Origin of the sequence: Pseudoxanthobacter sp. (genome assembly GCF_036822375.1) — a bacterium.
Taxonomy (GTDB): domain Bacteria; phylum Pseudomonadota; class Alphaproteobacteria; order Rhizobiales; family Segnochrobactraceae; genus Pseudoxanthobacter.
Genome location: NZ_DAISHT010000028.1, coordinates 1 through 26,516 on the forward strand (window position 1 = coordinate 1; position 26,516 = coordinate 26,516).

Below are 26,516 nucleotides of genomic sequence, written 5' to 3' on the forward strand. Positions count from 1 at the left end.
AGGTGCGCTGGATGCGGTCTTCGCCGTCCGACGCCATCCAGCCGATGTTGAGCTGATTGACATGGATGTGGTTGCGCATCAGCGCAAAGCCGGTGTTGCGCGTCAGCGTGGCCAGCGCGCCCTTGGAGGCACAATAGGGCGCGATGAACGGCTGGCCGGACTCCGCCGACATCGAGCCGATATTGATGATGCGGCCCTCGGTGCCGTCGCGGATCATGCGGGCAACCGCCTCCTGCATCAGGAAGAACGGCGCCCGCACATTGACGGCGAACATGGCATCGAACAGCGCCTCGTCGGTGGTCAGGATGGTGCCGCGGTCGGTGAGGCCCGCGGCATTGACCAGCACGTCGACCCGGCCGAAACGACGGTCGGCCGCGGCCACGATAGCGCGGCAGTCGGCCACGCTGGCGAGATCGGCGGCAACGAACACCACCGGCACGCCGGTTTCCGCGGCAATCTCTGCGGCAACGGCCTCGCCCTTTGCCGCAGAGCGGCCGCAGGTGACGATGCCGCCGGCCCCGGAAGCCGCCAGACGGCGGGCGATGGCCGCGCCAAGGCCCTGCGTGCCGCCGGTCACGATGCAGATCTTGCCGTCCACGCGGTTGGCGGCGACAGGCGCTGCCGGACTGTTCAGGGTCTTATTATTCATGGGATTACCTCGTAGCCGGCCGCAGCCATGACGCGGATCAGTTCCTCATGCCCGATGCGGGCCATCTCGTCCGGCGGGCTGACCGCCGGGTCCTGCTCGGCCTCCACCACGAACCAGCCCTGATAGCCGTAAGCGGCGAGCCGCTGCACGATGGCGCCGAAATCCAGATCGCCGTCGCCGGGCACGGTGAAGGCCCCCTTCAGAACCGCGTCGAGGAAGCTCTCGCGGCTGCGGTCCAGAGCATCGATCACCTTGCGGCGGACATCCTTGGTGTGGACGTGGGAAATGCGGGCATGGTGGTTGTCGATCACCCGCATCACGTCGCCGCCGGCAAACGCCATGTGGCCGGCATCGTAGAGCAACGGCAGTCCGGGACCGGAGTGCTTCATCAGGAGATCGAGTTCCGGTTCCGTCTCGATCACCGCCGCCATGTGGTGGTGATAGGCGATGGGCATGCCCTGTTCGCTGCACCACTCGCCGAAGGCCGTCAGCTTGCGGCCGTAAACGGCGATCTGATCCTCGTCGAGCCGCGTCTTGGTGGCGAGCGGCGCCGTGCGGATGTTCTGGATGGTACCGGACCATTCGCCATAGACGATGCACGGCGCGCCCATGGCTTTGAACAGCGCCATCTGCGCGGCGATACGGTCCTTCTCCGCCGCGATGTCGCCTTCCAGCAGCGTGCCGCAATACCAGCCGCCGCACAGGCGGATGTCGTGGGCCTGCAGCACGGGGCCCAGCACCGCGGCATCCTTCGGAAACTTGCCGCCGGTCTCAATGCCGGTGAAGCCGGCCGCGCGGGCCTGCGAAAGGCAGGTCTCCAGCGTCGTCTCGCCGCCCAGTTCCGGCAGGTCGTCGTTCGACCATGCAATCGGCGCGATGCCGAGACGGGCCGTCAGTTTTTCTGTCATGGGATTAAACTCCGATCCGCTGCTGTTCGCGGATCTTCTCCTGCGCCCGCCGGGCGGCCTTCACACTCTCAAGCACGGAAACTTCCGGCACGCCGACATCCCAGTCCGCATCGCCCGGCACCCAGGCGTGTGCGTCGGACACGATGGAAATGACGGTGGTGCGGTCGGTGGTCTGCGCCCAGTCGAGGGCGGCTTCCAGATCGGCCAGGCTCTCGGCACGGCGGCCGAGCGCGCCCATGGCCTCCGCATGGCGGACGAAGTCGACGCTGAAGGCATCCTTCACCCGGCAGTCGGCCAGCAGGTTGTTGAAGCCCGGCACGCCCTTGGCCTGCTGCAGGCGGTTGATCACCGCATAGCCGCCGTTGTCGCACACGACGACGATCATCTTGTGCCCGGTCAGAACGGACGAGTAGATGTCGGAATTCATCATCATGTAGGTGCCGTCGCCGATCATCACGATCGGCGTGCCGCGGCCGCCGAGGGCCATGGCCGCGCCCCAGCCGGCGGGGATCTCGTAGCCCATGCACGAGAAGCCGAATTCGCAGTCGAAGGTATCGGGGTTCTTCACCCGCCAGCCCTTCGTCACCTCGCCCGGCGTGCCGCCGGCGGCGGCAATCAGCACATCGTCGGGCGAAGCCGCCCGGTTCAGCACCCCCACCACCTGCGCATAGGTCGGCACCGGCGCGTTGTCTGCCGTCTGGTGCTGGTCGAGCAGCCGGTTCCAGTCGGCAAACAGCGCCTTGCCCTTTGCCATCAGCGCCGGGTCGGCCGCCCAGTCGCCGAGTGCGGCGTCGAGTTCGCCAATAGTCTCCAGCGCATCGCCCACCACGGCCAGCGCCCGGTGCTTGGTGGCGTCGTAGCGCGCGGTGTTGACGGAGATGAACTTCGCATCGCGCGAAAACGCGGTCCACGAGCCGGTGGTGAAATCCTGCAGCCGCGTGCCGATGGCGAGGATCACATCCGCTTCCGCTGCCAGCGCATTGGCGGAGGTGGACCCCAGAATGCCGACCGGGCCGACATGAACCGGATGCTCGTGGGTCAGCGCCCCCTTGCCGGCGATGGTCTCGCTGACCGGAATGCCGCGCCGGGCGGCAAAATCCGCCAGTGCGCCGGCGGCACCGGAATAGCGCACGCCGCCGCCGGAAATGATCAGCGGCCGCCTGGCCGCCTTCAGCAGGCCGGCGGCCTCCGCCAGCGCGCCGCGATCCGGGCGCGGACGCGGAATGCGCCACAGCACCGGCTCGAAGAAGGCGAGCGGATAGTCGAACGCACGCTCCTGCGTGTCCTGCGCCAGCCCGATGAAGGCGGGGCCGCAATCGGCCGGGTCCAGCATCGCCGCCACCGCCTGCGGCAGCGACGAGAGGATCTGTTCCGGCAGCACGATGCGATCCCAGTAGCGCGTCACCGCGCGGAAGGCATCGTTGACCGTTATTGTGGGATCATTGAAGTGCTCGACCTGCTGCAGCACCGGGTCGGGCACGCGGTTGGCGAAGGTATCGCCGGCCAGCAGCAGCACCGGCAGGCGGTTGGCGTGGGCCACGCCCGCCGCCGTCACCATGTTGGCCGCGCCCGGCCCGATGGAGGCCGCCGCGACCATGATCTGGCGGCGTTTCCTGGCCTTGGCAAAGCCGATGGCGGCCAGCGCCATCGACTGCTCGTTCTGCCCGCGCCAGGTGGGCAGAACATCCTGCACCTGCTCCAGCGCCTCGGAAAGGCACGTCACGTTGCCATGGCCGAAAATGGCGAAGACACCCGCAAAAAGCGGCACGCGCTCACCATCGATCAGCGTGAACTGGTTGCACAGATAGCGCACCAGCGCCTGAGCCATCGTCAGACGCACGGTCGGGCCGGACATCCTGTTTCCTCCCCGTTGGGGTTCTGCCGCGGACTTTGCGCCCGTCGGAATTTGCTGTCGGAAGCGAGATTACGAAATGCATATTGACAATGCAACAGTCCTGCAACGATCATTGCAAAAAACAGGGGCCGAGCGAACACCCGCCCCTGAACGCGCCAGAAGCCGGCGGCAAGCCGGTGCCGAAGGGAAGGAAACCCGATGCTTTCGATTGCCGTTCTGGGCTGTGGCCGCATTGGCCGCATGCACGCTGCCAACATTGCCGCGCACCCGGCCGCGCGCGTGGCGGGCGTGTTCGACGTGCACCGCCCGGCCGCCGACGAGGTCGGTGCGCTGCTCGGCGTGCGCGTCTGCGATTCGGTTGAAGCCGTGCTCGCCGACCCGGCCGTCGATGCGGTGCTGATCGCCTCCTCCACCCCCACCCACGCCGACCTGATCGAAGCCTGCATCGCCGCCGGCAAGCCGGTACTGTGCGAAAAGCCGATCGATCTCGATCTCGCCCGTGTCGATGCCTGCGCGGCGAAGATCGCCGGCACGCAGCTGCCGGTCATGCTGGGCTTCGTGCGCCGTTTCGATGCCGGCCACCGGGCGGTGCGCGACGCGGTCGCGGCCGGCGATCTCGGCAATCTGCATCAGGTCATCGTCACCTCGCGCGATCCCGGGCTTGCACCGGTTGCCTATCTGGAAGCCTCCGGCGGCATCTTCCGCGACATGACGATTCACGATTTCGACATGGCGCGCTTCGTGCTGGGCGAGGAGGTGACCGAGGTCTGGGCCACCGGCAGCCGCCTGCTGGAACCGGCGCTGATGGAAAAGCTCGGCGACTACGACACCGTCACCGTCGTGCTGCGCACAGCCAGCGGCCGGCAGGCCATCATCAACAACGCCCGCAAGGCCGCCTATGGCTATGACCAGCGCGTCGAGGCCCATGGCGACGGCGGGCTTGCCATCTCCGAAAACCATCCCGCGCACCGCATGGTGCTGAGCCGGGCCGAGTTCACCGCCCGGGCCGCGCCGCTGCAGAACTTCTTCATCGAGCGTTACCGCGAGGCGTTTGCCGCCGAGATCGGCGCGTTCGTGACGGCCGTCACCACGGGCCGGGCGCCGGACGTGGGCTTTGCCGACGGCCGCGCCGCGCTCGTGCTGGCGGAGGCCGCGCTGCGCTCCGTTGCCGAAGGCCGCACCGTGGCCGTGAGCGAAATCGGCTGAACCGCGGCCGCGACCCTTGCCGGGATATCCAGACATGTCCGACACGCTCTCCCCCGCGCCCGCGGGCAGCGACATCTACAGGCCCTACGGCCTCTTCATCGACGGCCGGTGGCAGCCGGCCGCAGCCGGTACCGTGGCCGCCGTTGCCAGTCCCGTCAGCGAACGCCCCCTCGGCCTTGCGCCGGTGGCCGGCCGCGGCGACACGCAGGCCGCCCTCGATGCCGCCGCCCGCGGCCTTGAGGCGTGGTCGCAGACCCCGGCCTTCACCCGCGCCGATGCCCTGCACCGGATTGCCGACGAAATGGTGCGCCGCACGGAAGACGGCGCCACCATGATCACGCTGGAAACCGGCAAACCGCTGGCTCAGGCGCGGCGCGAGTGGAGCCTCGCCTGCGACCAGTTCCGCTGGTATGCCGAGGAAGCGCGCCGCATCTACGGCCGGCTGATCGAAAGCCGCGTGCCCGGCGGCCGTTTCGAGGTTTCGCACCCGCCGGTCGGCATCGTCGGCGCGTTCACGGCGTGGAACTTCCCCGCCGCCCTGCCGGCCCGCAAGCTGGCCCCGGCGCTGGCCGCCGGCTGCGCGGTGGTGCTGCGCCCCTCCGGACAGACACCCGGCGTTGCCATGGTAATGGTCGACTGCATCCGCGCCGGCAACCTGCCGGATGGCGTCGTCGGCCTCGTCACCGGGGCCACGGCCGATACCTATGCGCCGGTCATGGCCGATCCCCGGGTGCGCAAGGTCTCGCTCACCGGTTCCACCCGCGTCGGCCAGCAGATGATCCGCGATGCCGCCGACACGGTGAAAAAGGTCTCGATGGAGCTGGGCGGCAACGCGCCGCTGATCGTGTTCGACGACGCCGACCTTGAGCAGGCCCTCGCCCTCAGCGTGCCGACCAAGTTCGCCAATTGCGGGCAGGTCTGCGTCACGCCGGACCGCTTCTTCATCCACGACAGCCTGCACGATGCCTTCGTGGAAGGCTTCGCGGCGCGGGCGAAAGCCCTGAAACTCGGCGACGGGCTCGATCCGGGCGTCGATGTCGGCCCGCTCATCAGCGCCGCGCGGCTGCAGGAGATTGCCGCCATCGTGGACACGGCCGCCGCGGCCGGGGCAACGGTGGTCACCGGCGGGCGCCGGGCCAGCGGTTTCAAGGCCGGCCACTTCTATGAACCGACGGTTCTGACCGGCGTCAGCGACGACATGGCGGTGTTCGCCGACGAGAATTTCGGCCCCGTCGCCGCCATCGCGCGCTTTTCCGACGAAGACGAAGTGCTGGCGCGGGCCAATGCCTCGCCCATGGGCCTGTCGGCTTATGGCTTTACCCGCTCGCCGGCACGCGCCCGGCGGCTGGTGGCGGGGCTCCGCGCCGGCATGGTCGGCATCAACTCGTTTGCCATGGCCGCCTCCGAAGCGCCGTTCGGCGGCACCGGCTTTTCCGGCATGGGGCGCGAGGGCGGCAGCGAAGGCCTGGCCGACTATCTCGACACCCGTCTCGCCCAGATCGTGTTCTGAAGGAGCCGCCCGATGTTACCCAACAGGCTGAAGCAAATCTGGGCTGCGGGCCGGCCGGCCCTGAACGGCTGGCTGTCCATCGGCAATGCCTTCACCGCCGAGATCATGGCGGCGCAGGGCTACGATTCCATCACCATCGACGCCCAGCACGGCGCGCTCGATTATTCCGCGGTGCTGCCGATGTTTCAGGCCATGCGGGCCTCGGGCGTGGTGCCGATGGCCCGCGTGCCCTGGCGCGAGCCCGGCATCATCATGAAGGTGCTCGATGCGGGCGCCTACGGCGTCATCTGCCCGATGATCAACAATGCCCGCGAGGCCGCGGAATTCGTCAGCTGCATGCGTTATCCGCCGCTGGGCCAGCGCTCGTTCGGCCCGACGCGGGTGAGCTTTGCCGCCGGCGCCAACTATGCCGGCGAAGCCAACGGCGAGGTGCTGGCCTTCGCCATGATCGAAACCGCCGAGGCGGTCGCCAATCTCGACGAGATCGCCGCCACCCCCGGTCTCGACGGGCTCTATATCGGCCCCGCCGACCTCACCCTCGGCGTGGCGCAGGGCCGCCTGCCGCCCGGCTTCGACCGCGAGGAAGACGAGATGATCGCCATCATCCGCCGCATCCTCGCCGCCTGCAAGGCCAACGGCCTGCGGGCCGGCCTGCATTGCGGCACGCCGGATTATGCCGCCCGCGCCGTCGGCTGGGGCTTCGACCTGACCACCGTTTCCGGCGACTCGCGCCTTCTGGCCGGTGCCGCCGCAGCGTCTGTCGCCGCCTTCCGCCGGCTCACCGACACGCCCGCCGCCGCCCCGGCCGCCGCTGCCGCGAAAGGAGGCTACTGATGCCCCACGTTCTCGTTGCCGGCCGGCTGCATCCCTCCGGCATGGACCTGCTCTCCGCCGCCAAAGGCTTCACCCACGATTATGTGGAGGAGGTGTCGGAGGCCTCCTATGCCCCGCTCATCGGCCGGGCGGATGCCCTCGTCATCCGCACCCAGCCGCTGTCGGCGCCGACCGTCGCGCAGGCCGGCCGGCTGCGCATCGTCTCCCGCCACGGCGTCGGTTATGACGCCGTCGACCTCGCCGCCCTCGATGCCCGGCGCATCGCTCTTGCCATCGTCGGCGACGTCAATTCCGTGGCGGTGGCCGAGCACGCCATGATGCTGCTGCTGGCCGCCGCCAAACGCGCCATCATCGCCGACCGCGCCGTGCGCAGCCCCGCGGGCTGGGGCTGGCGCGACCGGCTGGAGGCCCGCGAGATCTCCGGCAAGCGCCTGCTCATCATCGGTTATGGCCGCATCGGCCGCCATCTTGCGCGCATGGCAGCCGGCTTCGGCATGACGATCGAGGCCTTCGACCCGTGGCTGCTGCGCGCCGGCTGGCCGGACGGGCCGGTTGCCCCGGCCACCGACCTGATGGCGGCGCTGGCCCGGGCCGATGCGGTTTCCGTCAACGTGCCGCGGGCCGAAAAGCCGGTGCTGGGGCGGGCGGAACTGGCGGTGCTGAAACGCGGCGCACTCCTCGTCAACACCGCCCGCGGCGGCGTGGTCGACGAACAGGCGCTGGCAGAGGCGCTGGCCACGGGGCAGGTCGGCGCCGCCGGGCTCGACGTGTTCGATGCCGAGCCGCCGCCTGCCGGCCATCCCCTGCTGGGCTTTCCGCAGGTGGTTCTTTCGCCCCACATCGCCGGCCTCAATGCCGAATGCGCCGAGCGCATGTCGGTGATGAGCGTGCAGAACGTGATCGATTTCTTTGCCGGCCAGCTCGACGATGCGCTGGTGGTGAACCGCGAGACCCTCCATGCCTGAGAAGAAGCAGCTCAATATCGGCCTGATCGGCACCGGCTTCATGGGCAAGACCCACACTTTCGGCTTTGCCAGTGCCGCCAAGGTGTTCGACCTGCCGTTCTGCCTGTGCCTGCACACCGTGGCCGATGTCAGCGACGAGGCCGCCGCGCAGGCCGCCGCCGCCTTCGGCTTCCGGCACTGGAGCGGCGACTGGCGCACCCTGATCGCCGACCCGGATATCGATGTCATCGACATCACCGCCCCCAACGCCCTGCACCGCGAAATGGCGCTGGCGGCCATTGCCGCCGGCAAGCACGTCTATTGCGAAAAGCCGCTCGCCCCGCTGGCCGCCGACGCGCTCGCCATGGCGGAAGCGGCCGAGAAAGCCGGCGTGCGCACGCAGGTCGGCTTCAATTATCTCTGCAATCCCATGCTGAAGCTGGCCCGCGAGATCATCGCTTCCGGTGAGATCGGCGCCGTCAGAACCTATCGCGGCGTCCACGCCGAAGACTATATGCGCGACCCCGCCGGCCCGTTCACCTTCCGCCACGATCCCGCCGGCGGCGGGGCGATGGCCGACATCGGCAGCCACGCGCTGGCAACCGCCGAATATCTGCTGGGTCCGGTCAGCGCCGTCATGGGCGATTGTGTCACCGTCATCGCCGAACGGCCGGACGGCCGCGGCGGCACCCGGCCGGTTGCGGTGGACGACGTGGGCCGCGCCTTCCTGCGCTTTGCCGGCGGCGCCAGCGGCTCGCTGGAGGCGAACTGGATCGCCACCGGCCGCAAGATGCAGCACGACTTCGAGATCTACGGCGAAAAGGGCGCGCTCGTCTTCTCGCAGGAGCGCTTCAACGAACTGCATCTCTACAGCAGCGACGATCCGCCGGGCCGGCAGGGCTTCCGCCGCATCGAGGCCGGGCCGCAGCACGTTCCCTATGGCCGCTTCTGCGTGGCACCCGGCCACCAGCTCGGCTTCAACGACCTCAAGGCCATCGAGATCGCCGGCTACATGGACGCCATTGCCGGCCTTGGCCCCGAACCCTTCAACTTCCGCGCCGGCCTTCGCATCCAGCAGCTTGTCGAAACGATCCACGCATCCTCCCGGGCGCGGAGCTGGCTCGACATCGGCTGAAGTCCCCGGTGCGCAACCGCCGGTGCCGGTGCTGCCCTGTGTGCAGAGCCGGACCGGCGGTTTCTTTTTGCTTTGAGGTGCAGCGCAGAAATGAACCTGCTGCGCTGCAATATTACGCCGGCCCTTTCTGCGCTTCTTCCAATCTTGATCCCGATCATTGCGCTTTTCAGCAGCCACCGGACCTTTTTCGATAGAAGGGCCGGCTTTCTCAGGTGAGAATGGCGGCAGGCCGGCACCGAAAAGAACGACCGGCTGCGAAAAGAATGACAGAGCGGGGCAACAAGCCCCGCCCGGGAGGAAGAACAGCATCATGACAGCCCCCCTGCCCAGCCGTCCGCCGCGGCGCATTCTGCTTGCCACCGACCTCAGCGCCCGCTGCGACCGCGCGCTCGACCGCGCCACCGCGCTTGCCACCGCCTGGAAGGCAGAACTGATCGCCGTCCACGCGCTGGAGGGCAGCGACGAATTCTATGCCGACGAACTGGAACGGCGGCTGCCCTCGTGGCGGCGCGGGCCGGACGCCGCGGCGCTGGCCGAGCGGCAGCTGCGGCAGGACATGCTGCACGCCGGCCCGGATATCGAGGCCGTGGTGGAACGGGCCGAGCCGGCCGAACTCATCCTGCGCACCGCCCGCCAGCGGCGTTGCGAACTGATCGTCACCGGCCTTGCGCGCGACGAAACCTTCGGCCGCTTCGGCCTTGGCGCCACGGTGGATGCGCTGCTGACCCGGGCGCAGGTGCCGTTTCTGGTGGTGCGCCGGCGGGCGCAGGCCGGCTACCGCAACATTCTGGTGGCGACCGACTTTTCCGGCTGCTCGCGGGCCGCGCTGCAGGTGGCGATGGGCTTTTTCCCGGACCGCCGGCTCAGCATCTTCCACGCCTACGCCGCCCCCGCCCCGGCGCTTGCCGGCGATTTCGCCGCCCCGCAGGAGGATTATCGCAAGGCGGCCGCCAGCGAGTGCCTCGGCTTTCTGGCCGACGCCGGCATCGGCGAGCAGAACCTCTCCAACTTCAACCTGCTGATGGAGAACGGACGCCCGAGCGACCTCATCCACCAGTATGTGCGCGACCGCGGGGTCGATCTGGTCGTGGTCGGCACCCACGGCCGCGGCGCACTCTACGACCTGTTCCTCGGCAGCACCGCGAAGGACATCCTCGCCACGATGCCGTGCGACGTTCTGGTGGTGCGCGAACCGGGCGCGGCGGCCTGAAGGCCCGCACGCACGCGACGGACGGGGCCGGCCGGGCCGCCGCTCAGCGGCCCGGCCGGCCGTCCTTCATCTGCGCCAGCAACGTCAGGCCGATGCCGGTTGCCGCGGCGGTAAGGCACAGCATCACCACGGCCGGCCAGCCGCCGTGCTGCCAGAACCAGCCGCCGGCCGAGCCGACGATACTGGCCCCGAGATAATAGAACAGCAGATAGAGCGAGGCGGCATGGCCCTTGAAGGGGCCGGCGAGCCGCCCGACCGAACTGCTTGCCACCGAATGGCCGATGAAGAACCCGGTCGTGACCAGCGCAATGCCGGCGATGATGACCGCCAGCCCGGCCGACAGCGTCAGCGCCACGCCGGCCGCCATCAGCAGGAAGGCGGCGGCGATCAGCGGCCGGCGCCCGAGCCGGTCGGCAAGGCTGCCGGCCAGCGACGACGACACGATGCCGAAGCCGTAGGACAGGAAAATGAGGCTGACCGCCGTCTGCCCGAGCCCGTAGGGCGCGCCGGAAAGACGGAAGGTGGCATAGTTGAACAGCGTTACGAACAGCCCCATCAGCAGGAAGCCGGTCGCATAGAGCCGCAGCAGCACCGGCCGGCGCAGGCAATCGCCCCACGCACGCAGGTGAAAGCCCACGTCGAACCCGGGCCGCGCCACGAAATTGCGCGACGGCGGCAGCAGCCACAGAAAGCCGGCGACAGCCGCCAGACAAAGCGCCCCCTGCAGGCCCATCGCCACCCGCCAAGAGGCGATTTCCGTCATCAGCCCCATGCCGACCCGGCCCATCATGCCGCCGAACGCGGTTCCGCCGACATAGAGCCCCATGGTGCGGCCGAGGTGGGACGGCTCGATCTCCTCGGCCAGATAGGCCATCGCCACGGCCGGCACGCCACCCAGCACCAGCCCTTCCAGCGCCCGGGCGGCCAGCAGGCCGTGCCAGTGCGGCACCACCGCGGCGAAAATGTTGAGCAGCGCCGCCAGCGCCATGGAGCTGAACATCAGCCCGCGCCGGCCGAGCGCCTGCGAGAATGCGCCGGCCAGCAGAATGGAGAAGGCCAGCAGGCCCGTCGTCAGCGAAAGCGCCAGCGAGCTTTCCGCCGGGCTGACACCGAAACTGTCGGCAAACACCGGCAGCAGCGGCTGCACGCAGTAGATCAGCGAAAAGCTGGCGAAGCCGGCCAGAAACAGCGCGATACCGGCGCGCCGGTAATCGCGGCTGCCGCGCCGGATCCACACCGGCCTGCGGGCCGCCCCCCCGCCCGGCAGCAACGGGTCGTGGCGGCCGGCGGTGCCGGCATCGGCGGAGGGAGCGGTCATGGCGGGCGATCTTCGGAGCGATGGCGGGATGGCCGGCCGGGCGCGCGCCCCGCAGACACGGGCGACGGCGCGCAGGCCGGCTGCCGGTATAGCGTGCGGGCCGGCGGCCGTCCAACGGTCCGCGGCCGGCCGGCCGCGGTCAGCCCCGGCCCGGCCGCTCAGCGGATGCCGCCGAGGCAGACATATTTCATCTCCAGATAGTCTTCGATGCCGTGGCGCGAGCCCTCGCGGCCGAGACCGGAGTGCTTGACGCCGCCGAACGGCGCCTCGGCCGTGGAAATGAGCCCGGTATTGACACCGACCATGCCATATTCCAGCGCCTCCGCCACCCGGAACACCCGGGTCAGGTCGGCGGCATAAAAATAGGCCGCAAGGCCGAATTCCGTGGCGTTGGCAAGGCGGATCACATCGGCCTCGTTCCCGAAGCGGAACAGCGGCGCGACCGGGCCGAAGGTTTCCTCCCGCGCGATCAGGGCCGTCTCCGGCACGTCGGCCAGCACGGTCGGCGCATAGAACGTGCCGCCCATCGCATGGCGGCCGCCCCCGGTCAGCACCCGCGCGCCGCCGGCGAGGGCATCGGCAACGTGGGCCTCCACCTTGGCAACCGCCGCCGCGTCGATCAGCGGTCCCAGCGTCACGCCGGGCTCAAGGCCGTCGCCGGTTTTCAGCCGCTCCACCGCCGCCACCAGCTTTGCGGCGAAGGCCTCATAGACGCCGGCCTGCACATAGAGCCGGTTGGCGCACACGCAGGTCTGGCCGTTGTTGCGGAACTTGGCGATCAGCGCGCCTTCCACCGCGGCATCGAGGTCGGCATCGTCGAACACGATGAAGGGGGCATTGCCGCCCAGTTCCAGCGACAGTTTCTTGATGGTCGGCGCGCACTGGCCATAAAGCGCGGCGCCGATTTCGGTGGAGCCGGTGAAGGTGAGCTTGCGCACCACGTCGCTCTGCGTCAGCGCGGCGCCGATGTCGCCGGCCGGGCCGGTGACGACGCTGAAGAGCCCGGCCGGCAGCCCGGCCCGCTCCGCCAGAACCGCGAGCGCGATGGCCGAGAACGGCGTCTGCGAGGCCGGCTTCAGCACCATGGCGCAGCCGGCGGCAAAGGCCGGCGCAGCCTTGCGGGTGATCATGGCGTTGGGAAAATTCCACGGCGTGATGGCCGCCACCACCCCCACCGGCTGCTTCATGACAAGAATGCGCTTGTCGCGCTGGTGGCCGGGCGTCATCTCGCCATAAACGCGGCGGGCTTCCTCGGCGAACCACTCGATGAAGCTCGCGCCGTAGACGATCTCGCCCGTGGCCTCGGCCAGCGGCTTGCCCTGCTCCAGCGTCAGGATGCGGCCGAGATCGGCGCGGGCCGCCATGACCAGATCGAACCAGCGCCGCAGCACCTCCGCCCGCTCCTTCGCGGTGCGGGCCGCCCATTCCTTCTGCGCGACGGCGGCGGCGGCAATGGCCTCTTCCGTCTCCGCCCGGCCGAGCCGCGGCACACGGCCCACGAGCGCGCCGGTGGAAGGGTTCCGCACCGCGATCACGGCCGCCTCCGGCCGGTCCGCGGCCTCGATCCACCGCCCGCCGACGGGGCAGGCCTCGCGCAGCAGTGTCGGGTCTTCAAGCATGACGATGCCTCCTGCCCGGATCCTGGTCCGGGATGTCCTTCATGGCGGGGGATAGCGGGGCGTGCGGCTCAGACCAGAAGGCCGAGCGGATTTTCAAGCCCCTCTCGAAAGGCGGCCAGCCAGGCGGCGCCGGCCGCGCCGTCCACGGCGCGGTGGTCGACGGAAAGCGTGCAGTGCATCACCGGCGCCGGCACGATGGCCTCGCCCCGCACCACCGGCCGCCGCACCACCGCGCCCACCGCCAGAATGCCGCTCTGCGGCGGGTTGATGATCGCCGTAAACGACGGCACGCCATACATGCCGAGATTGGAGAGCGAGAAGCAGCCGCCCTCATAATCGGCCGGCTTCAGGCGGCCGTCGCGCGCCTTCTGCGACAGCGCCTTCACCTCTGCCGACAGGGCGCCGAGGCTCTTCGTATCGGCATCGCGCACGACGGGCGTGACGAGCCCGCCGTCAACTGCCACGGCAACGCAGATATCCACGGCCGCCGGGCGCAGCAGGGCATCCGCCGTCCAGATCACGCGCATATCGGGCACGCGGCGCAGAGCCACGGCGGCGGCCTTCAGCACGAAATCGTTGATGGACAGCCGTTCGCCCGGCGCCCGCCCTTCGTTGCAGCGGGTCCGCAGAACAAGCAGCGCCTCCATGTCCGCTTCGGCATCGAGATAGAAGTGCGGAATGGTGGCCTTGGCCTCGGAGAGCCGCCGCGCGATGGTGCGGCGCATGGATGAGTGCGGCAGCGTCTCGTATGCGCCGGGGAGCGGCGGCAGACGGCCGGACGGGGCAGAAACAGGCGGCGCCGCGGCCGGCACGGTCTCTGCAGCCGGCACCGCGGCGGCGGCCGCCGCCCGTGCCCGCTCGATATCGATGCGCACGATGCGGCCGCGCGGGCCGGACCCGGAGAGCCCGGCAAGGTCGAGCCCGGCCTGTGCCGCCAGCCGCCTTGCCAGCGGCGAGGCGCGGTGGCGGGGGGCCGCTCCGGCCGGGACCGCGGCAGCCGGGGCCGGTGCTGCTGCTGCGACGGCCGCCGGCGGGCTTTCGGCCGCCGGCCGGGGGGGCGGCACAGCTCCGGCAGGGGCGGCCTCGCCTTCCGCCAGCAGCACGGCAATCGTCTGCCCCACCGGCACGCTCTGCCCGGCGGGCACCACAATGCGCCCGAGGCGGCCGGCTGAGGGCGCCTCGATTTCCAGCGTGGCCTTGTCGGTTTCCACCTCGGCCAGCGCTTCGCCGGCCGCCACCGCATCGCCCTCGGCCTTCAGCCAGCGGGCAATGGTGCCTGTTTCCATGCCCGCCGAAAGCGCGGGCAGCACGATCCCGGTTGCCATGCACCCCTCCCCTTCAGCCGGCGGCCAGCGGCCGGCCCTGCGCGGCCATGACCGCGCGCAGACCGGCCTCGATATCCTGCGGGCGGGCGCAGGCGGCGGCTTCCAGCACCCGCGAGATGCTGGGCGAGGCCTCCGCGCCGTGCACCCGCTGCACCGGCTGGTCGAGCCAGTCGAACAGGCGGCGCTGGATTTCGTCGGCCAGCCAGCCGCCATAGGAGGTGCCGGAAACGCCCTGCTCGACGATGAGCACGTTGCCGGTCTTCTTCACCGACGCCTCGATGGTGTCCCAGTCGATGCCGGCACGGTCGAGGCTGCGCAGGTCGACGATTTCCACGTCGAGCCCCATTTCCTCAACCACCGCCGCCGTCTTCGCCACCATGGCCAGATAGGTCAGCACCGTGGCGCGCGTGCCGGGGCGCACGACCTTCGCCTTGCCGAGCGGAATGAAATAGTCGAAGTCGTCCGCCGGGGCCGCGCCCCGGGAGGCGTAGAGATCGACGTGCTCGATGACCAGCACCGGATCGCGGCACAGCAGCGCCGCGTTCATCAGGCCGACATAGTCGAACGGCGTGGAAGGCGCGACGATGCGCCAGCCCGGCGCCGTGGCGAACAGGCCGGCGGGGTCCATGGAGTGCTGCGAGCCATAGCCGGTGCCCATGGCCACCTTGGTGCGCAGCACCAGCGGCATGTCGCTGTCGCCGCCGAACATATGCCGCGCCTTGCCGATCTGGTTGAAGACCTGATCGGCTGCCACCCACATGAAGTCGGGATACATGAACTCGATCACCGGGCGTACCCGGCCGTCGGCCGCCATGCCGGCGGCAAGGCCGGTGAAGGCGTTCTCGCTGATCGGCGTGCCCAGCACCCGGTCGGGGAAAAGCCCGGCGAGCCCCCGGGTGGCGCCGTTGGTGCCGCCCTTGAGGCGATGCACATCCTCACCCAGCACGACGATGCGCGGGTCCTGCTCCATGCGCCGCGTCATCACGTCGGCCACCGTGTCGACGAAGCGGGCCTCCGCAAGGCGGCCGGTAAAGGTTTCCTGTTCGGCAAACCGCTGGCCGGCGAATTCCGACAGGTCGCCGCGGATGCCGAAATCGCGGAACGTCTCGTCCGGCCACAAGGCCGGCACCACCCGCCTGCGGCCGTCGACCTCCTCGATCAGGCTGCCGGCGGTCTCCTCCATCAGCGCCACGCAGCGCGCGCGCAGGGCCGCCGCCGCGTCCTCGCCCAGAAGCTGGCGTTCGGCGAGCGTGCGCGCCATCGCCTCCAGCGGATCGCGGCTGCGCCACGCCGCCTCCTCCGCCTTGCTGCGATAGCCGAAGGCGCTGCCCGGCAGGGCGCCGTTCTGGTGAAAATAGCGATAGACATCCGCCTCGATGACCACCGGACCGCGGCCGGACCGCATGATGCGGTTTGCCTCCTCGCAGGCCAGATACACCGCCAGCGCATCCATGCCGTCGACCCGCAGGGCGGGGATGCCGAACGCCGCCCCGCGCGCGGAAAGCCGCGGCTCCGCCGTCACCTCGTCGATGTGGGTGGAAACCGCATAGCGGTTGTTTTCGATGAAGAAGCAGACCGGCAGCTTCCATGCCGCGGCAATGTTCATCGTCTCCAGCACCGAGCCGATGTTGGTCGCCCCGTCGCCGAAGTAGGTGTAGACGACATTGTCGGTGCCGGCGTGGCGATGGGCCCACGCCGCGCCGGCGGCCATCGGCACGCCGCCGCCGACGATGGCGTTGGTGCCGAGATTGCCGGCCTCCTTCCAGCGCAGATGCATCGAACCGCCGCGGCCGTGGCAGAAGCCCTCGGCCAGCCCCATGATCTCGGCCAGCGTGCGGCGGGCGAGCGCGCGCAGGTCGGCCCCGAAGGCGGCCTGCGGATCGATGCCGCCCGGCGCGATGTGCACCATCGCCCTGGCGAGGAACTGATGGTGGGCCCGGTGCGACCCGTTGACCTCGTCGCCCGGCTTCATGGCCAGCGCCGAGCCGACGGCGCCGGCCTCCTGCCCGATGGCCGAATGCGCGGGGCCGTGCACCAGCCCCTGCGCGGCAAGGTCCAGCACCTTTTCCTCGAAGGCCCGGATGAGGTGCATCTGCACCAGCATGGTGGCGCCGAGAACGGGATCGAGGGCCGACCGGTCGGCCTCGGTCACGCGCAGGTCGCGCCAGGGGCTGAGCGGGGTCAGGTCGGTGAAGTCGGGCATCCGGGGTCTCCGAACTGTCGGGCGGCGTTGCACCCGGAAGCGGGGAAAAGGGGAGGTCAGGCGGCGAGGAAGCCGCCATCGACCGGCAGCACGACGCCGGTGATGTAGCTCGCCATGGGCGAGGCGAGGAACGCGACGGGGCCGACGATCTCGTCCGCCTCGCCGATGCGCTTCATCGGCACGCGGTTCAGGAACCAGTCGACGCCGCCCGGCCGGGCGAGCTGGGCCGTGGCCATTTCCGACATCATGATGCCCGGCGCCACGGCATTGACGCGGATGCCGTCGGCGGCGAGGTCGCGCGCCATCACCTGCGTCAGCGAGCGGATGGCGCCCTTGGAGACGACATAGCCGGCGGTGGAGGCCCCGGCGACGAAGCCCGCCACCGAGCACAGGTGCACCACGTTGCCGCGCGCCGCCTTCAGCGCCGGCACGAAGGCATGGGACACGTTGAACGCCCCCTCCAGATTGACGGCGATGATGCGATCCCACACCGCCGGCGCGTCCCCGGTGCCGAAAGCGGCCCGTCCGGCGACGCCGGCGTTGTTCACCAGAATGTCGAGCCCGCCGTGCCGGGCCGCATCTTCCGCGGCAAAGGCGCCGACAGCGGCGCGGTCGCTCACGTCAAGACCGAAGCTCTCGGCCGCAAAGCCCTGCTCCCGCAGGGCCGCCGCCGTCTGCCCGGCGTTGCCGGCATCAAGATCGACCAGCGTGACGCGGGCGCCGTGGGCGGCGAGGCCGGCGGCGATCGCCGCCCCCAGCCCGCGTCCGGCCCCGGTGATCAGCGCGCGACGCCCTTCAAGAATGGGAAAGTGAAGTTGCCTGCTCATCTGACAAGCTCAGTTGCAGGCCGGTGCGAAGCGACCGGCCGGAAGGGGAAGAACGGCCCCGCCGGGGCCCGTTGCGCAGAGAACCGCCGGGGCCGTCAGGCCATGTAGAGCCCGCCGTTGACCTGCACGGTCTCGCCATTGATGAAGCCGGCGGCGGGCGAGCACAGGAAGGCCACCACCGAGGCGACCTCTTCCGGCGTGCCGAAGCGGCCGAGCGGGGTTTCCGCCACCGTGTCTCCGCCCCGGCGGGCGATGTAGCCCCGGGTCATCGGCGTCTCGATGATGCCCGGCGCAACGGCGTTGACGCGCGTCTTCGGTGCCAGTTCGCGGGCCAGACTGCGCGTCAGCGACACCAGCGCGCCCTTGGTGGCGGAATAGTGCGCGTTGCTGTAGCCGCCGCGGTAGGCCGCCATGGAGGTGAGGTTCACCACCGCCGAGCCTTCCGCCAGATGCGGCAGGGCGCCGTGCACCAGATGGAACACACCGTCGAGATTGATGCCGACGGTGCGCTGCCAGTCGGCGGCGGTCATGTCGGCAAAGGCGACGAGCTGGTAGATGCCCGCCGCCGGCACGAGAAAATCGATGGCCCCGAACCGGCCGGCCGCGCAGGCGACCGTCGCGGCGGCGTCCGCCGCGTCGCCGGCATCGGCGGCAAGCCAGGCCACCCGGTCGCCGTCGCCCAGTTCCCCGGCAAAGGCGCCGAGCGCCGCCCCGTCGAGATCGGTCAGCACCAGCCGGGCACCGGCACCGTGGAACAGCCGGGCGATGGCCCGTCCGATACCGCCGTTCGCCCCTGTGAGCACGAGGGTGCGGCCGGTGAAGTCAAAGCGCACTGTCATGGTCGTCGCCTCCCCTGCCGCACCGTCAGTGAACGGCCGCGTACATGATCTTCTTCTCGCTCGCCTCGCCGGGCGAGAACTCCTCCACCACCCGCCCCAGCCGGCTGACCAGAATGCGGTCGGAGAGCACGAGGATCTCCGGCAGATAGGAAGAAATCACCAGAACGGCGATGCCGCTGTCGGCAAGACCCTGAATTACCTTATGAATCTCAGCGATGGCACCGACATCGACACCGCGTGTCGGCTCGTCGAAAATGACGAGGCGCGGTTTCTGCGTCAGCGACTTGGCGATCACCACCTTCTGCTGATTGCCGCCGGAAAGCTCCACGATGCGGGCGTTGGGGTTGATGGCGCGGATCTGCAGCAGGCGCGACCATTCCTCCGTCACCCGGCGCTGTGCGCCGCGGCTAACGATGCCGCCGGCCGGCGGGTCGGTGACGATGTGGCCCATGTAGATATTCTCGGCGATGGACATCTGCTCGAAGAAGCCCTCCGCCTTGCGGTCCTCGGTGACATAGACGATGCCGTCCATCACCGCCCGGTGCGGCTGGCGATAGCGCACCGAGCGCCCCATGAAGCGCAGTTCGCCGCCGTGGAAGATGTTGCGCTTCAGCACACCGGCGATGATCTTCGCCGTCTCGGTGCGGCCCGAGCCGATCAGGCCGAACAGGCCCGTCACCTGCCCGGCATAGAGCGAGAACGAGTTGTTGCGCACCATCGCGCCCATGGAGAGGTTCTCCACGCTCAGCACCTTCGGCCCCGGGCGGCGGGCATCGGCATCGGTGCGCTTGTGATAGAACAGCTCGTCGGAAAGGCTGCGCCCGACCATGGCGGCAATGATGCTGTCGCGGTCGAACTTCGCCGTCACGTCGGACGCCACGAGTTCGCCGTCGCGCAGGATGGTGATGCGGTCGGAGATCGCCAGCGCCTCTTCCAGCGCGTGGCTGATGAAGACGATGGACACGCCCCGCTTCTTCAGCCGGTCGATGAGCGAGAAGAAATAGTGCTTCTCCTCCGGCGTCAGCGTTGCCGTCGGTTCGTCGAAGATGATGACGCGGGCGTTCTGGCGCACCGCGCGGGCAATCTCGACAAGCTGCTTCTGCGCGGCACCGAGGCCCGAGACGGTGGCCCACGGATCGACGTTGAAGTTCAGCGACGACAGGAACTGCTGGGCCGCGATATAAAGTCCGCGCAGGCGGTTGAAGAGCTTTTCCTCGCCAAGATAGAGGTTCTGCGCCACCGTCATCGACGGCACGAGGCTGGTTTCCTGAAACACCATGGCGATGCCGTGCTTCAGGGCTTCTGCCGGGGCCTGAAAGTCCACCACCGTGCCATCGAGGCGGATTTCGCCGGCCGAGCGCGATGTCACCCCGGCGATCATCTTCGTCAGGGTGGATTTTCCCGCGCCGTTCTCGCCGAGCAGGGCGTGGGTCTCGCCCTCATAGAGGGCGAAGTCGACGTTCTTCACCGCATAGACGCCGCGATAGTCCTTGGAAACCGCGCGCATCTCGATCAGGGGCGTGGTCATCGGGCGTCCTCCGCGCGGGTCGTCGCGGCGGCCAGCCGCAGCAGCACGTCACCGCCTCTGGATGTCACAAGCACACCGTCGCCGGCCGGCAGCACACTGGTGATGCCGTGGCGGCTGCCGTCTGCACGGCTGTGGAAGCTGCGGCGCGGGTGGAAATCGGTATCGAGACACACCAGCAGACCATAGGAGCGCGTCGGCGCCCATGGCTTCAGCACGCCGAGCTGCTTCACCGCCCCGCCCTGCAGCGGCTCGCGGAAGCTGCGGCCGGAGGCCAGCGCCGGGGCCACCCAGAACGCCGCCGGCACCTCGGCCACCATGCGGGTGCGGAAGGTCTTCTCGCGCAGCACGAATTCCATGAGCTGACTGCGCGGGGCAAAGCAGCACAGCCAGATTTCCGCGCCCTGCCGCACGAGGCGGCCGGGATAGGCGGGCAGATTGTCCGCCAGCACCTTCGGTGCCCCGCCTGCCGCCGGCAGGGCGACGAGCCGGTGCCGCCACGCCTCCGACACCACCACGGTGCCGTCGTCGCCCACCAGCAGGCCGGCCGGCCAGCCGAGGCCGCCGGCGATGCGCCGGGCCTCCCCGCTCGCCGGATCGATGCGCCATACCGCGCCGTCGCAGGCGCGTTCCAGCAGATTGCGGGCCCAGTCGTCCGGCCCGTGGCGCCGGGAGCCGCAGGTCACGATCAGCCCGCCGTCCGGCGCAAACGCCATGGCGGTGATGCAGCCGGCGCCGGCAAAGGCGGTTGCCGCAACGGTGCGCTCCGGGGCCCCCGCGCGCTGCAGCACGAGGCCCTGCCCCGCCAGCGCCACGGCGAGGCCGGCGCGGTCGTCGGCGGCAAGCGCGCTGACCGGGGCGGAAAAGCGGGCCACGGGCTGCGTGCCTTCGCCTGTCCACGCCAGCACATCCGCGCCGCAGGACAGCAGGATGCGGTCGCCTTCCCGCACGAGATTGTCGGGCGCGGGCAGCGCGGCCAGCGCGGCGGCGGCCTCCAGCGCGGTGTTGGGCTGGAAGGCGCCGTCCAGCGGCGGCACCGTGACGGCGGCCTCGCCGGCGCCGAGAACGGTATCGAGGGCCTTTTTCAGGACGGAGATCATGCGCGCCCCCAGTAAGCCTGCTGGCTCGTCCAGTTCGGGTCCGCGTCCGGCAGGCGGTAGCGGCCGATGCGGTTGTTGTTGATGCCGCCGAGATAGAGCCAGCCTTTGTGCTCGCGGATCGAGGTGATCTGCGGGTGCGAATGGCCGCCGAGATCCCACAGCGATTCCGTCACCCGGCCGTCCAGCGTCAGCTTCAGCACGCAGCCGGTGTTGAGGTTGGGGTAGAGCCACTCATCCATGGCCACGCGCTGGGCCATGCGGCGGCGGAAGGCCGGCATCCGGAGGCTGAGGTCGAAGGCGGGCGAGCGCATGCCGGCCAGCGCCACCCAGAAGGTGCCGTCGGACGCGCGGTTGATGTTGTCGGGATAGCCCGGCAGATCTTCCACCACCGGCTCGACCTGCCCCTTGCGCGGGCCGTCGAACCAGAAGCGGCTGATGCGGCAGGCCCAGGTTTCTGCAAAAAGCAGGGACTGGCCGTCGTCCACCATGCAGATGCCGTTGGGGAACACGCGGCCTGTCAGCACCGTGCGGGTGGAACCGGTCTTCGGATCGTGGACGATGATGCGCCCGTTGCCGCGCGCCTCCAGCGCATCGACCGCCCAGTCGGAAACGCCGTAGCGGATGGTCGCTTCGGAGAAGAACACCCGGCCGTCGGCGGCGATGTCGAGATCGTCGGCCATGCGGATGCGGCTGTCGTCGATGATGGAGAACAGGCTGCGGTTGGTCTCGTCGGAAAGACAGCGGATCTCGCGCTCCGGCGTTACCATGTAGAGCCCCATGCCGGCCACGCAGGCATGCAGGTTGTCGCTGGCATCGAAGGCAAGGCCGAGCGGGAAGCCGCCGAGGTGAACGAACACTTCCGAGCGGGTGTAGTCGGGGGCGAAGAAGCGCACGATGTCGCCCTGCCGGCCGCCGGTATAGAGATGGCCGGCGCTGTCGAAGATCATGTCTTCCGGCCCGTCCAGCTCGCCGAGGCCGATGGCCCCGACATCGCGGAACCGGTCGTTGACGGCATAGGGCGAGGCCGAGCCGGCGGCGGTTTCCGGGGCCTCCGGCAGCGCAAACCAGGTCGGCGAGACATAGACGCGGGACAGCAGCTTGTGGCGGTTCTTCAGCCAGCGGATATCGACGGCCACCGCCAGCAGCAGCAGCAGGCCCAGCACCAGCGGCGTGGAACCGCTCGGCATGTTGAGGCGGATCAGGCTGTTGGTGACGATGAGCACGATGACCGTGCCGATCACCGCCTTGAACACCGAGCCGCGCCCGCCGCCGAGGCTGACGCCGCCGAGCACCACGGCGGTCAGCACCGTCACCTCAAGGCCGATGCCGGTATCCGGGCCGACGCTGCCGAGGCGGGCGGCATAGAACAGGCCGCCGGTGGCCGCCAGCATGCCGGAGAGCACATAGGTGAGGCACACCGTGCGGCGCACCGCGATGCCGGCATTGTAGGCGGAGCGGCGCGAGCCGCCGACCGCCAGAATATGCCACCCGAACCGCATGCGGCTCAGCACGATGTGAACCAGCACGGCAATGGCGACGAGCAGCACGAAATCGACCGGGATGCCGAACACGCTGCCTTCGCCGAGGAAGTACCACGCGTCGGAATCCGTCATCGTCATCGCCACCTTGCGGGCATAGGCGAGAATGAGCAGATCGACCACGGCGCGCACGACGATGAGCATCGCCAGCGTCGTCAGAAAGGCGCGCAGCCGCAGGTAGCCGATCAGAACGCCGTTGACGAGCCCGACCAGCGCCCCGGTCGCGATCACCGCCGGGATGACGGCAAAGAGCGGCCATTCCAGATAGTTGATGAGCGCAAGCGCGGCGAAGTTGGCCAGCGCGAAGGTGGAACCGATGCTGAGATCGATGCCGCCGGCGAGCATGACCAGCGCCAGCCCGATCGACAGCAGCGCGACCTCGCCGAACTGGCGCGCCAGATCCGTGAAGCCCGCAAGGCTGAAGAAGCCCGGAATGAGCGTGCCGAACAGCGCAAGAACGATGATCAGGAAGGCGAAGGGGATCGCGTTGTCGATCCAGTTCTTCGACAGGATCTCGCCGAGGAGATGGTCCGGCACCAGGCGATAACGCCACTTCGCGTAAGTTTCGAAAGCGGACATGTCGGGGGAACTCGTCGTCGGAGTGGCGCGTGCGAAGGCAGCCTCCGCAGAGAGGCGGCCGCCTTCGGGCGTGGAACCGAGGGGTTGAGTGCCGGGATCGGATCAGAACGGCTGGCTGGCCACGTCTTCCATGGTCCAGCAGGAGTTCGGCCGCAGGCTGGCCTTGGTCACGTCGCGGATCGGGGTATAGATCGCGTAAGGCGCCTGACCGGGCTCCAGTTTGGCCTGCATGACCTGCACGATGGCATCCGTCAGGTCGCGGGCCTGGCCGAAGGCGTCATAGCTGACATAGCCGCTGAAGGTGCCGTTGCCGATCGCCTCGCAGGCCGGCTTCTGGCCGCCGCCGTTGGTGAAAAGGCGGATGCTGTCGCCCTTGCCGGCCTCGCGGATGGCCGCGGCCACGCCGGCATCCATCACTTCCCACAGGCCCACATAGGCGCACAGATCCGGGTTCTGCTTGATCACGGTGGAGGCCACCGCATGGGCCTTGGTCGCATCCCAGTCGGCCGACTGGCTGGAGACCACCTTGATATCCGGATGGTCCGCCAGCGTATCTTCGATGGCGCTCATGGTGATGGCGTTGTTGGGATTGGTCGGCGTGCCCTGCATGATGGCGATCTTGCCGCTGCCGCCGTTCTTCGGGCTGCAGGCCTCGATGGCCATCTTCGCCTGATGCTGGCCGACCTCGTACCAGTTCACGCCGACATAGGCATCCGTGGTCGCCACCGACTTCAGATTGATCTGGATGACGCGGATGCCGGCCTTCTGGGCCTGCTTGAGCAGGCGGGCATAGACCTGCATGTCGGGGTTGTGGACGATGAGCAGGTCGGGCTTTTCGCTGATGAGGGTGGTCAGCGCCTGCGCGCCGGCATCGCTGCTCCAGTTGGGATCGCGGATGGAGAAGTCGTAGCCGAGCCGCCTGGCCTGCGTTTCCATGCCCTTCGCCCACACCTGCGGCAGGTCGAAGCTCATGGCGAGCGGCAGAAACACCACCTTCTTGCCCTTCAGCGCCTCGTAATAGGCCGGCGCAAGGCCGTCGTCGAACTGGGCGGCGCGGGCGCTGCCGGCCGCAAGGCCGGCAACCATCAGGGCAGCCAGCGTGGCTTTCAGGAACGTGCGCATGGTTTTCCTCCCGGTCCGCGCAGGACCGTTGTTTTTATGAGTGGGAGTGCCGGAATTCGGGTCGCTCAGATATCGCCCTGCTGGGCGGTCTGCTCGTCGCGCGGGTTGGCGATGCTGTCGACGATGATGGCCAGCAGCAGCACGGCGCCCTTCACGAGGTTCTGCACGGTGAAGGACATGTCGAGAATGGTCATGCCGTTGAGCAGGATGCCGATGAGCAGCGTGCCGACGATGACGTTGCGCACGCCGCCGCGCCCGCCGCTGAGGCCGATGCCGCCCAGCACCACGACCAGAATGACGTCGTAGACCATGGTCGACTGCGCCACGCGGATGTTGACGGTCGCCAGCAACGAGGCCGTGATCATGCCCGCGGCAAAGGCGATGACCGACGAGATCAGATATTGCAGCATCGCCATCGGCCGCACCGGAATGCCGGTGATGCGGGCGGCTTCGCGGTTGTCGCCCATGGCGAAGATATAGCGGCCGGCGCGGGTGAAGCGCAGAAAGGCGAAGGCGGCGAGCGCGACGATGGCAAACCAGACCACCGGCAGCGGAATGCCGAGAACCGAGCCGGACAGCGCCCGGAGCCAGCCGGCATCGGCCGGCAGGTAGAGCACGTCGAGATCGACGAGAAAGAGCCGCCCGAAACCGTAGATGACGGTCGACATCGCCAGCGTGGCGAAGATCGCCGGCACCTCGACATAGGCCACCAGAAAGCCGTTGATGAGGCCGACCGCCGCCGCAAAGCCGAGCCCGGCCAGCACCGAAGGCAGTGCCGCCGTACCGGCGTTCATCAGCGCGATGGTCCACGCCGTGGACATGGCCATGGTGGTGACCATGGCAAGGTCGATGCCGCGGCCGATGACGACGATGCCCATCGCCACGCCGAGAATGCCGAGGATCGACACGTTCTGCAGCAGCGACAGCAGGTTATCGGCCGCCAGAAAGCCCGGCAGCACGGCGGCGAAGATGAGGAAGAACACCACCGCAATCAGCAGGACGATGCTCTCCTGCGTGATGGCAAAGCGCGGCAATGCGGATCGCGCCCGGACCGAACGGGTCTCCGGCATCAGAAGCCTCCCATGTGTGCGGGAGCACCGGCGCCGCATGGCCGCGCCTGCCGGGCCTTTCCGGCCCTGACCGCGATGGGTCACCCTTGTTCTTGAAACAAGGCTTACAGGAAGCCATCTTGTCTGACAAGTAGGCAAGTTGCCTGTCATGTGAATTGGCTTGCATCCCATCGCGGCTCGCCACTATCTTGGCAGGCAGGGTTTAGCCGAGGGATCACCGACAACCATGAGCCGCATTACCGGCATCGACCGGCGTCTCAATCCGCCGCGCAGCTACGCCAGCAAGGTGGCCGACATCCTGCGCGACGAGATTCAGCGCGGCGTGTTCCGCCCCGGCGAGCGGCTGCCGACGGAAGTGGTGCTGAGCGAGACCTTCGGGGTGAGCCGGGCGGTGATCCGCGAGGCCATCTTCGCGCTGAAGCAGGACGGGATTCTGGAGAGCTATCAGGGCCGCGGCATCTTCGTGGCCGAGGCGCCTCCGGAACTGACCTTTCGCCTTGCCCATGCGGAACTGAACGACAGCGACGAGATCGACCGCGTCTTCGAATTCCTGCTGGCGCACGAGGCCGCGGCGGCCTCTCTGGCGGCGGAGCGGCGCACGCCGGCCGATCTGGAGCGCATCCACGGCGCGCTGGAGGCCATCGACGCGGCTATCCGCTGCGGCGAGAACGGCATCGAGCAGGACATGGCGTTCCACTCGGAGATTCTGGCGGCGACCAAGAACCATCTGTTCGTGTCGTTCGGCGCGTTTCTGGAAAACCGCGTGCGCCACGTCATCCGCGAGGCGCGCACCAACAGCTCGCGCAAGGGCCTGACGCGGCAGGTGCAGGACGAGCACCGCGCGATTTTCGAGGCCATTTCCGCCGGCGACAAGGATGCCGCACGCATTGCCGCCGAAACGCACCTGAAGAATGCCGCCCAGCGGCTCCGGGTCTATCGCACGCCGGAATGAGAGCGCCGCAGCCGGAACATGACGGCGCCGCGGCCGGGCGGGTCCTGCGCGGGTTTTGCCCGCGCAGGAGACACGTTCAGAGACCGAAGGCCGCGTGCAGGCGCCTGTCCTGCGCCTGATAGGCGGCGCGGGCGGCAAGGGCGGCTTCCATGTCCACCGGCTCGAAGCGGGCCGTCTGGTTCGGCTGAAGCTGGCCGATGTGGTCCATATCGGCCGAAATCACCGTCCCGACCATGAAGTAGCCGCCG

At 69.1% G+C, this 26,516-nt stretch carries 21 protein-coding genes and 1 pseudogene; 7 read left to right on the top strand and 15 right to left on the bottom strand.

Annotated elements, in window-relative coordinates; genetic code table 11:
• The 3 genes from V7067_RS04890 to iolD all read right to left on the bottom strand — a co-directional run.
• Window positions 1–649, bottom strand: a 649-nt coding sequence (locus V7067_RS04890) for an SDR family oxidoreductase (RefSeq protein ID WP_334174760.1), incomplete at its 3' end; no start/stop codon positions are given.
• Entirely contained in the window at window positions 646–1,545 is a 900-nt protein-coding gene (gene iolE / locus V7067_RS04895) for a myo-inosose-2 dehydratase (protein WP_334174779.1), read from the bottom strand. The genes iolE and V7067_RS04890, both read right to left, overlap by 4 nt.
• 16 nt (window positions 1,546–1,561) lie before the next feature.
• A complete protein-coding gene (iolD, locus tag V7067_RS04900) occupies window positions 1,562–3,412 on the bottom strand; it encodes a 3D-(3,5/4)-trihydroxycyclohexane-1,2-dione acylhydrolase (decyclizing) (RefSeq protein WP_334174761.1) in 1,851 nt (616 codons plus the stop codon).
• Between the two features lie 198 nt (window positions 3,413–3,610).
• On the opposite strand from iolD, the gene iolG reads away from it, so the two are divergent.
• The 6 genes from iolG to V7067_RS04930 all read left to right on the top strand — a co-directional run bounded on the left by iolG (window position 3,611) and on the right by V7067_RS04930 (window position 10,251).
• The gene (gene iolG, locus V7067_RS04905; RefSeq protein ID WP_334174762.1) at window positions 3,611–4,618 is read left to right on the top strand and encodes an inositol 2-dehydrogenase; all 1,008 of its coding nucleotides are present in this window, start codon (window positions 3,611–3,613) and stop codon (window positions 4,616–4,618) included.
• Window positions 4,619–4,652: 34 nt separating this feature from the next.
• Window positions 4,653–6,128 carry an NAD-dependent succinate-semialdehyde dehydrogenase gene (locus V7067_RS04910; RefSeq protein ID WP_334174763.1) on the top strand — a complete coding sequence of 492 codons (1,476 nt, stop codon included), beginning with the start codon at window positions 4,653–4,655 and terminating at the stop codon, window positions 6,126–6,128.
• Between the two features lie 12 nt (window positions 6,129–6,140).
• Window positions 6,141–6,962: an aldolase/citrate lyase family protein gene (locus V7067_RS04915; protein WP_334174764.1), complete on the top strand. Its 822-nt coding sequence runs from the start codon at window positions 6,141–6,143 to the stop codon at window positions 6,960–6,962.
• On the top strand, window positions 6,962–7,927 hold the full coding sequence (locus V7067_RS04920; protein WP_334174765.1) for a hydroxyacid dehydrogenase: 966 nt from the start codon (window positions 6,962–6,964) through the stop codon (window positions 7,925–7,927). The genes V7067_RS04915 and V7067_RS04920 overlap by 1 nt, the downstream gene beginning before the upstream one ends.
• Entirely contained in the window at window positions 7,920–9,041 is a 1,122-nt protein-coding gene (locus V7067_RS04925; protein ID WP_334174766.1) for a Gfo/Idh/MocA family oxidoreductase, read from the top strand. Before V7067_RS04920 ends, V7067_RS04925 begins: the two co-directional genes overlap by 8 nt.
• Window positions 9,042–9,351: 310 nt before the next feature.
• Window positions 9,352–10,251: a universal stress protein gene (locus V7067_RS04930; RefSeq protein ID WP_334174767.1), complete on the top strand. Its 900-nt coding sequence runs from the start codon at window positions 9,352–9,354 to the stop codon at window positions 10,249–10,251.
• Between the two features lie 43 nt (window positions 10,252–10,294).
• Here the strand turns inward: V7067_RS04930 and V7067_RS04935 are convergent, their stop codons facing one another.
• The 11 genes from V7067_RS04935 to V7067_RS04985 all read right to left on the bottom strand — a co-directional run bounded on the left by V7067_RS04935 (window position 10,295) and on the right by V7067_RS04985 (window position 25,316).
• Complete coding sequence (locus V7067_RS04935; RefSeq protein WP_334174768.1) at window positions 10,295–11,569, bottom strand: MFS transporter; 1,275 nt, start codon at window positions 11,567–11,569, stop codon at window positions 10,295–10,297.
• Window positions 11,570–11,727: 158 nt separating this feature from the next.
• Entirely contained in the window at window positions 11,728–13,188 is a 1,461-nt protein-coding gene (locus tag V7067_RS04940) for an NAD-dependent succinate-semialdehyde dehydrogenase (RefSeq protein WP_334174769.1), read from the bottom strand.
• Window positions 13,189–13,256: 68 nt separating this feature from the next.
• The gene (locus V7067_RS04945; protein ID WP_334174770.1) at window positions 13,257–14,513 is read right to left on the bottom strand and encodes a dihydrolipoamide acetyltransferase family protein; all 1,257 of its coding nucleotides are present in this window, start codon (window positions 14,511–14,513) and stop codon (window positions 13,257–13,259) included.
• Between the two features lie 13 nt (window positions 14,514–14,526).
• Window positions 14,527–16,716 carry a thiamine pyrophosphate-dependent enzyme gene (locus tag V7067_RS04950; protein WP_334174771.1) on the bottom strand — a complete coding sequence of 730 codons (2,190 nt, stop codon included), beginning with the start codon at window positions 16,714–16,716 and terminating at the stop codon, window positions 14,527–14,529.
• Between the two features lie 56 nt (window positions 16,717–16,772).
• The gene (locus V7067_RS04955; protein WP_334174772.1) at window positions 16,773–17,543 is read right to left on the bottom strand and encodes an SDR family NAD(P)-dependent oxidoreductase; all 771 of its coding nucleotides are present in this window, start codon (window positions 17,541–17,543) and stop codon (window positions 16,773–16,775) included.
• Between the two features lie 95 nt (window positions 17,544–17,638).
• Window positions 17,639–18,376 (bottom strand): SDR family NAD(P)-dependent oxidoreductase, encoded by a 738-nt coding sequence (locus V7067_RS04960; protein WP_334174780.1) that lies wholly within the window; start codon window positions 18,374–18,376, stop codon window positions 17,639–17,641.
• 31 nt (window positions 18,377–18,407) lie between these two features.
• Window positions 18,408–19,910, bottom strand: coding sequence for a sugar ABC transporter ATP-binding protein (locus tag V7067_RS04965; protein ID WP_334174773.1), 1,503 nt, complete (start codon window positions 19,908–19,910; stop codon window positions 18,408–18,410).
• Window positions 19,907–21,007 (bottom strand): strictosidine synthase, encoded by a 1,101-nt coding sequence (locus tag V7067_RS04970; RefSeq protein WP_334174774.1) that lies wholly within the window; start codon window positions 21,005–21,007, stop codon window positions 19,907–19,909. The genes V7067_RS04965 and V7067_RS04970 overlap by 4 nt, the downstream gene beginning before the upstream one ends.
• Window positions 21,004–23,124: an SMP-30/gluconolactonase/LRE family protein gene (locus tag V7067_RS04975; protein ID WP_334174775.1), complete on the bottom strand. Its 2,121-nt coding sequence runs from the start codon at window positions 23,122–23,124 to the stop codon at window positions 21,004–21,006. The genes V7067_RS04970 and V7067_RS04975 overlap by 4 nt, the downstream gene beginning before the upstream one ends.
• 102 nt (window positions 23,125–23,226) lie before the next feature.
• Entirely contained in the window at window positions 23,227–24,246 is a 1,020-nt protein-coding gene (locus V7067_RS04980; protein WP_334174776.1) for a sugar ABC transporter substrate-binding protein, read from the bottom strand.
• A 65-nt stretch (window positions 24,247–24,311) separates the two neighbouring features.
• A complete protein-coding gene (locus tag V7067_RS04985) occupies window positions 24,312–25,316 on the bottom strand; it encodes an ABC transporter permease (RefSeq protein WP_334174777.1) in 1,005 nt (334 codons plus the stop codon).
• Between the two features lie 226 nt (window positions 25,317–25,542).
• On the opposite strand from V7067_RS04985, the gene V7067_RS04990 reads away from it, so the two are divergent.
• The gene (locus tag V7067_RS04990; RefSeq protein ID WP_334174778.1) at window positions 25,543–26,268 is read left to right on the top strand and encodes a FadR/GntR family transcriptional regulator; all 726 of its coding nucleotides are present in this window, start codon (window positions 25,543–25,545) and stop codon (window positions 26,266–26,268) included.
• Window positions 26,269–26,344: 76 nt separating this feature from the next.
• Here the strand turns inward: V7067_RS04990 and V7067_RS04995 are convergent.
• A pseudogene (locus V7067_RS04995) lies at window positions 26,345–26,516 on the bottom strand (allophanate hydrolase); the annotation flags it as partial.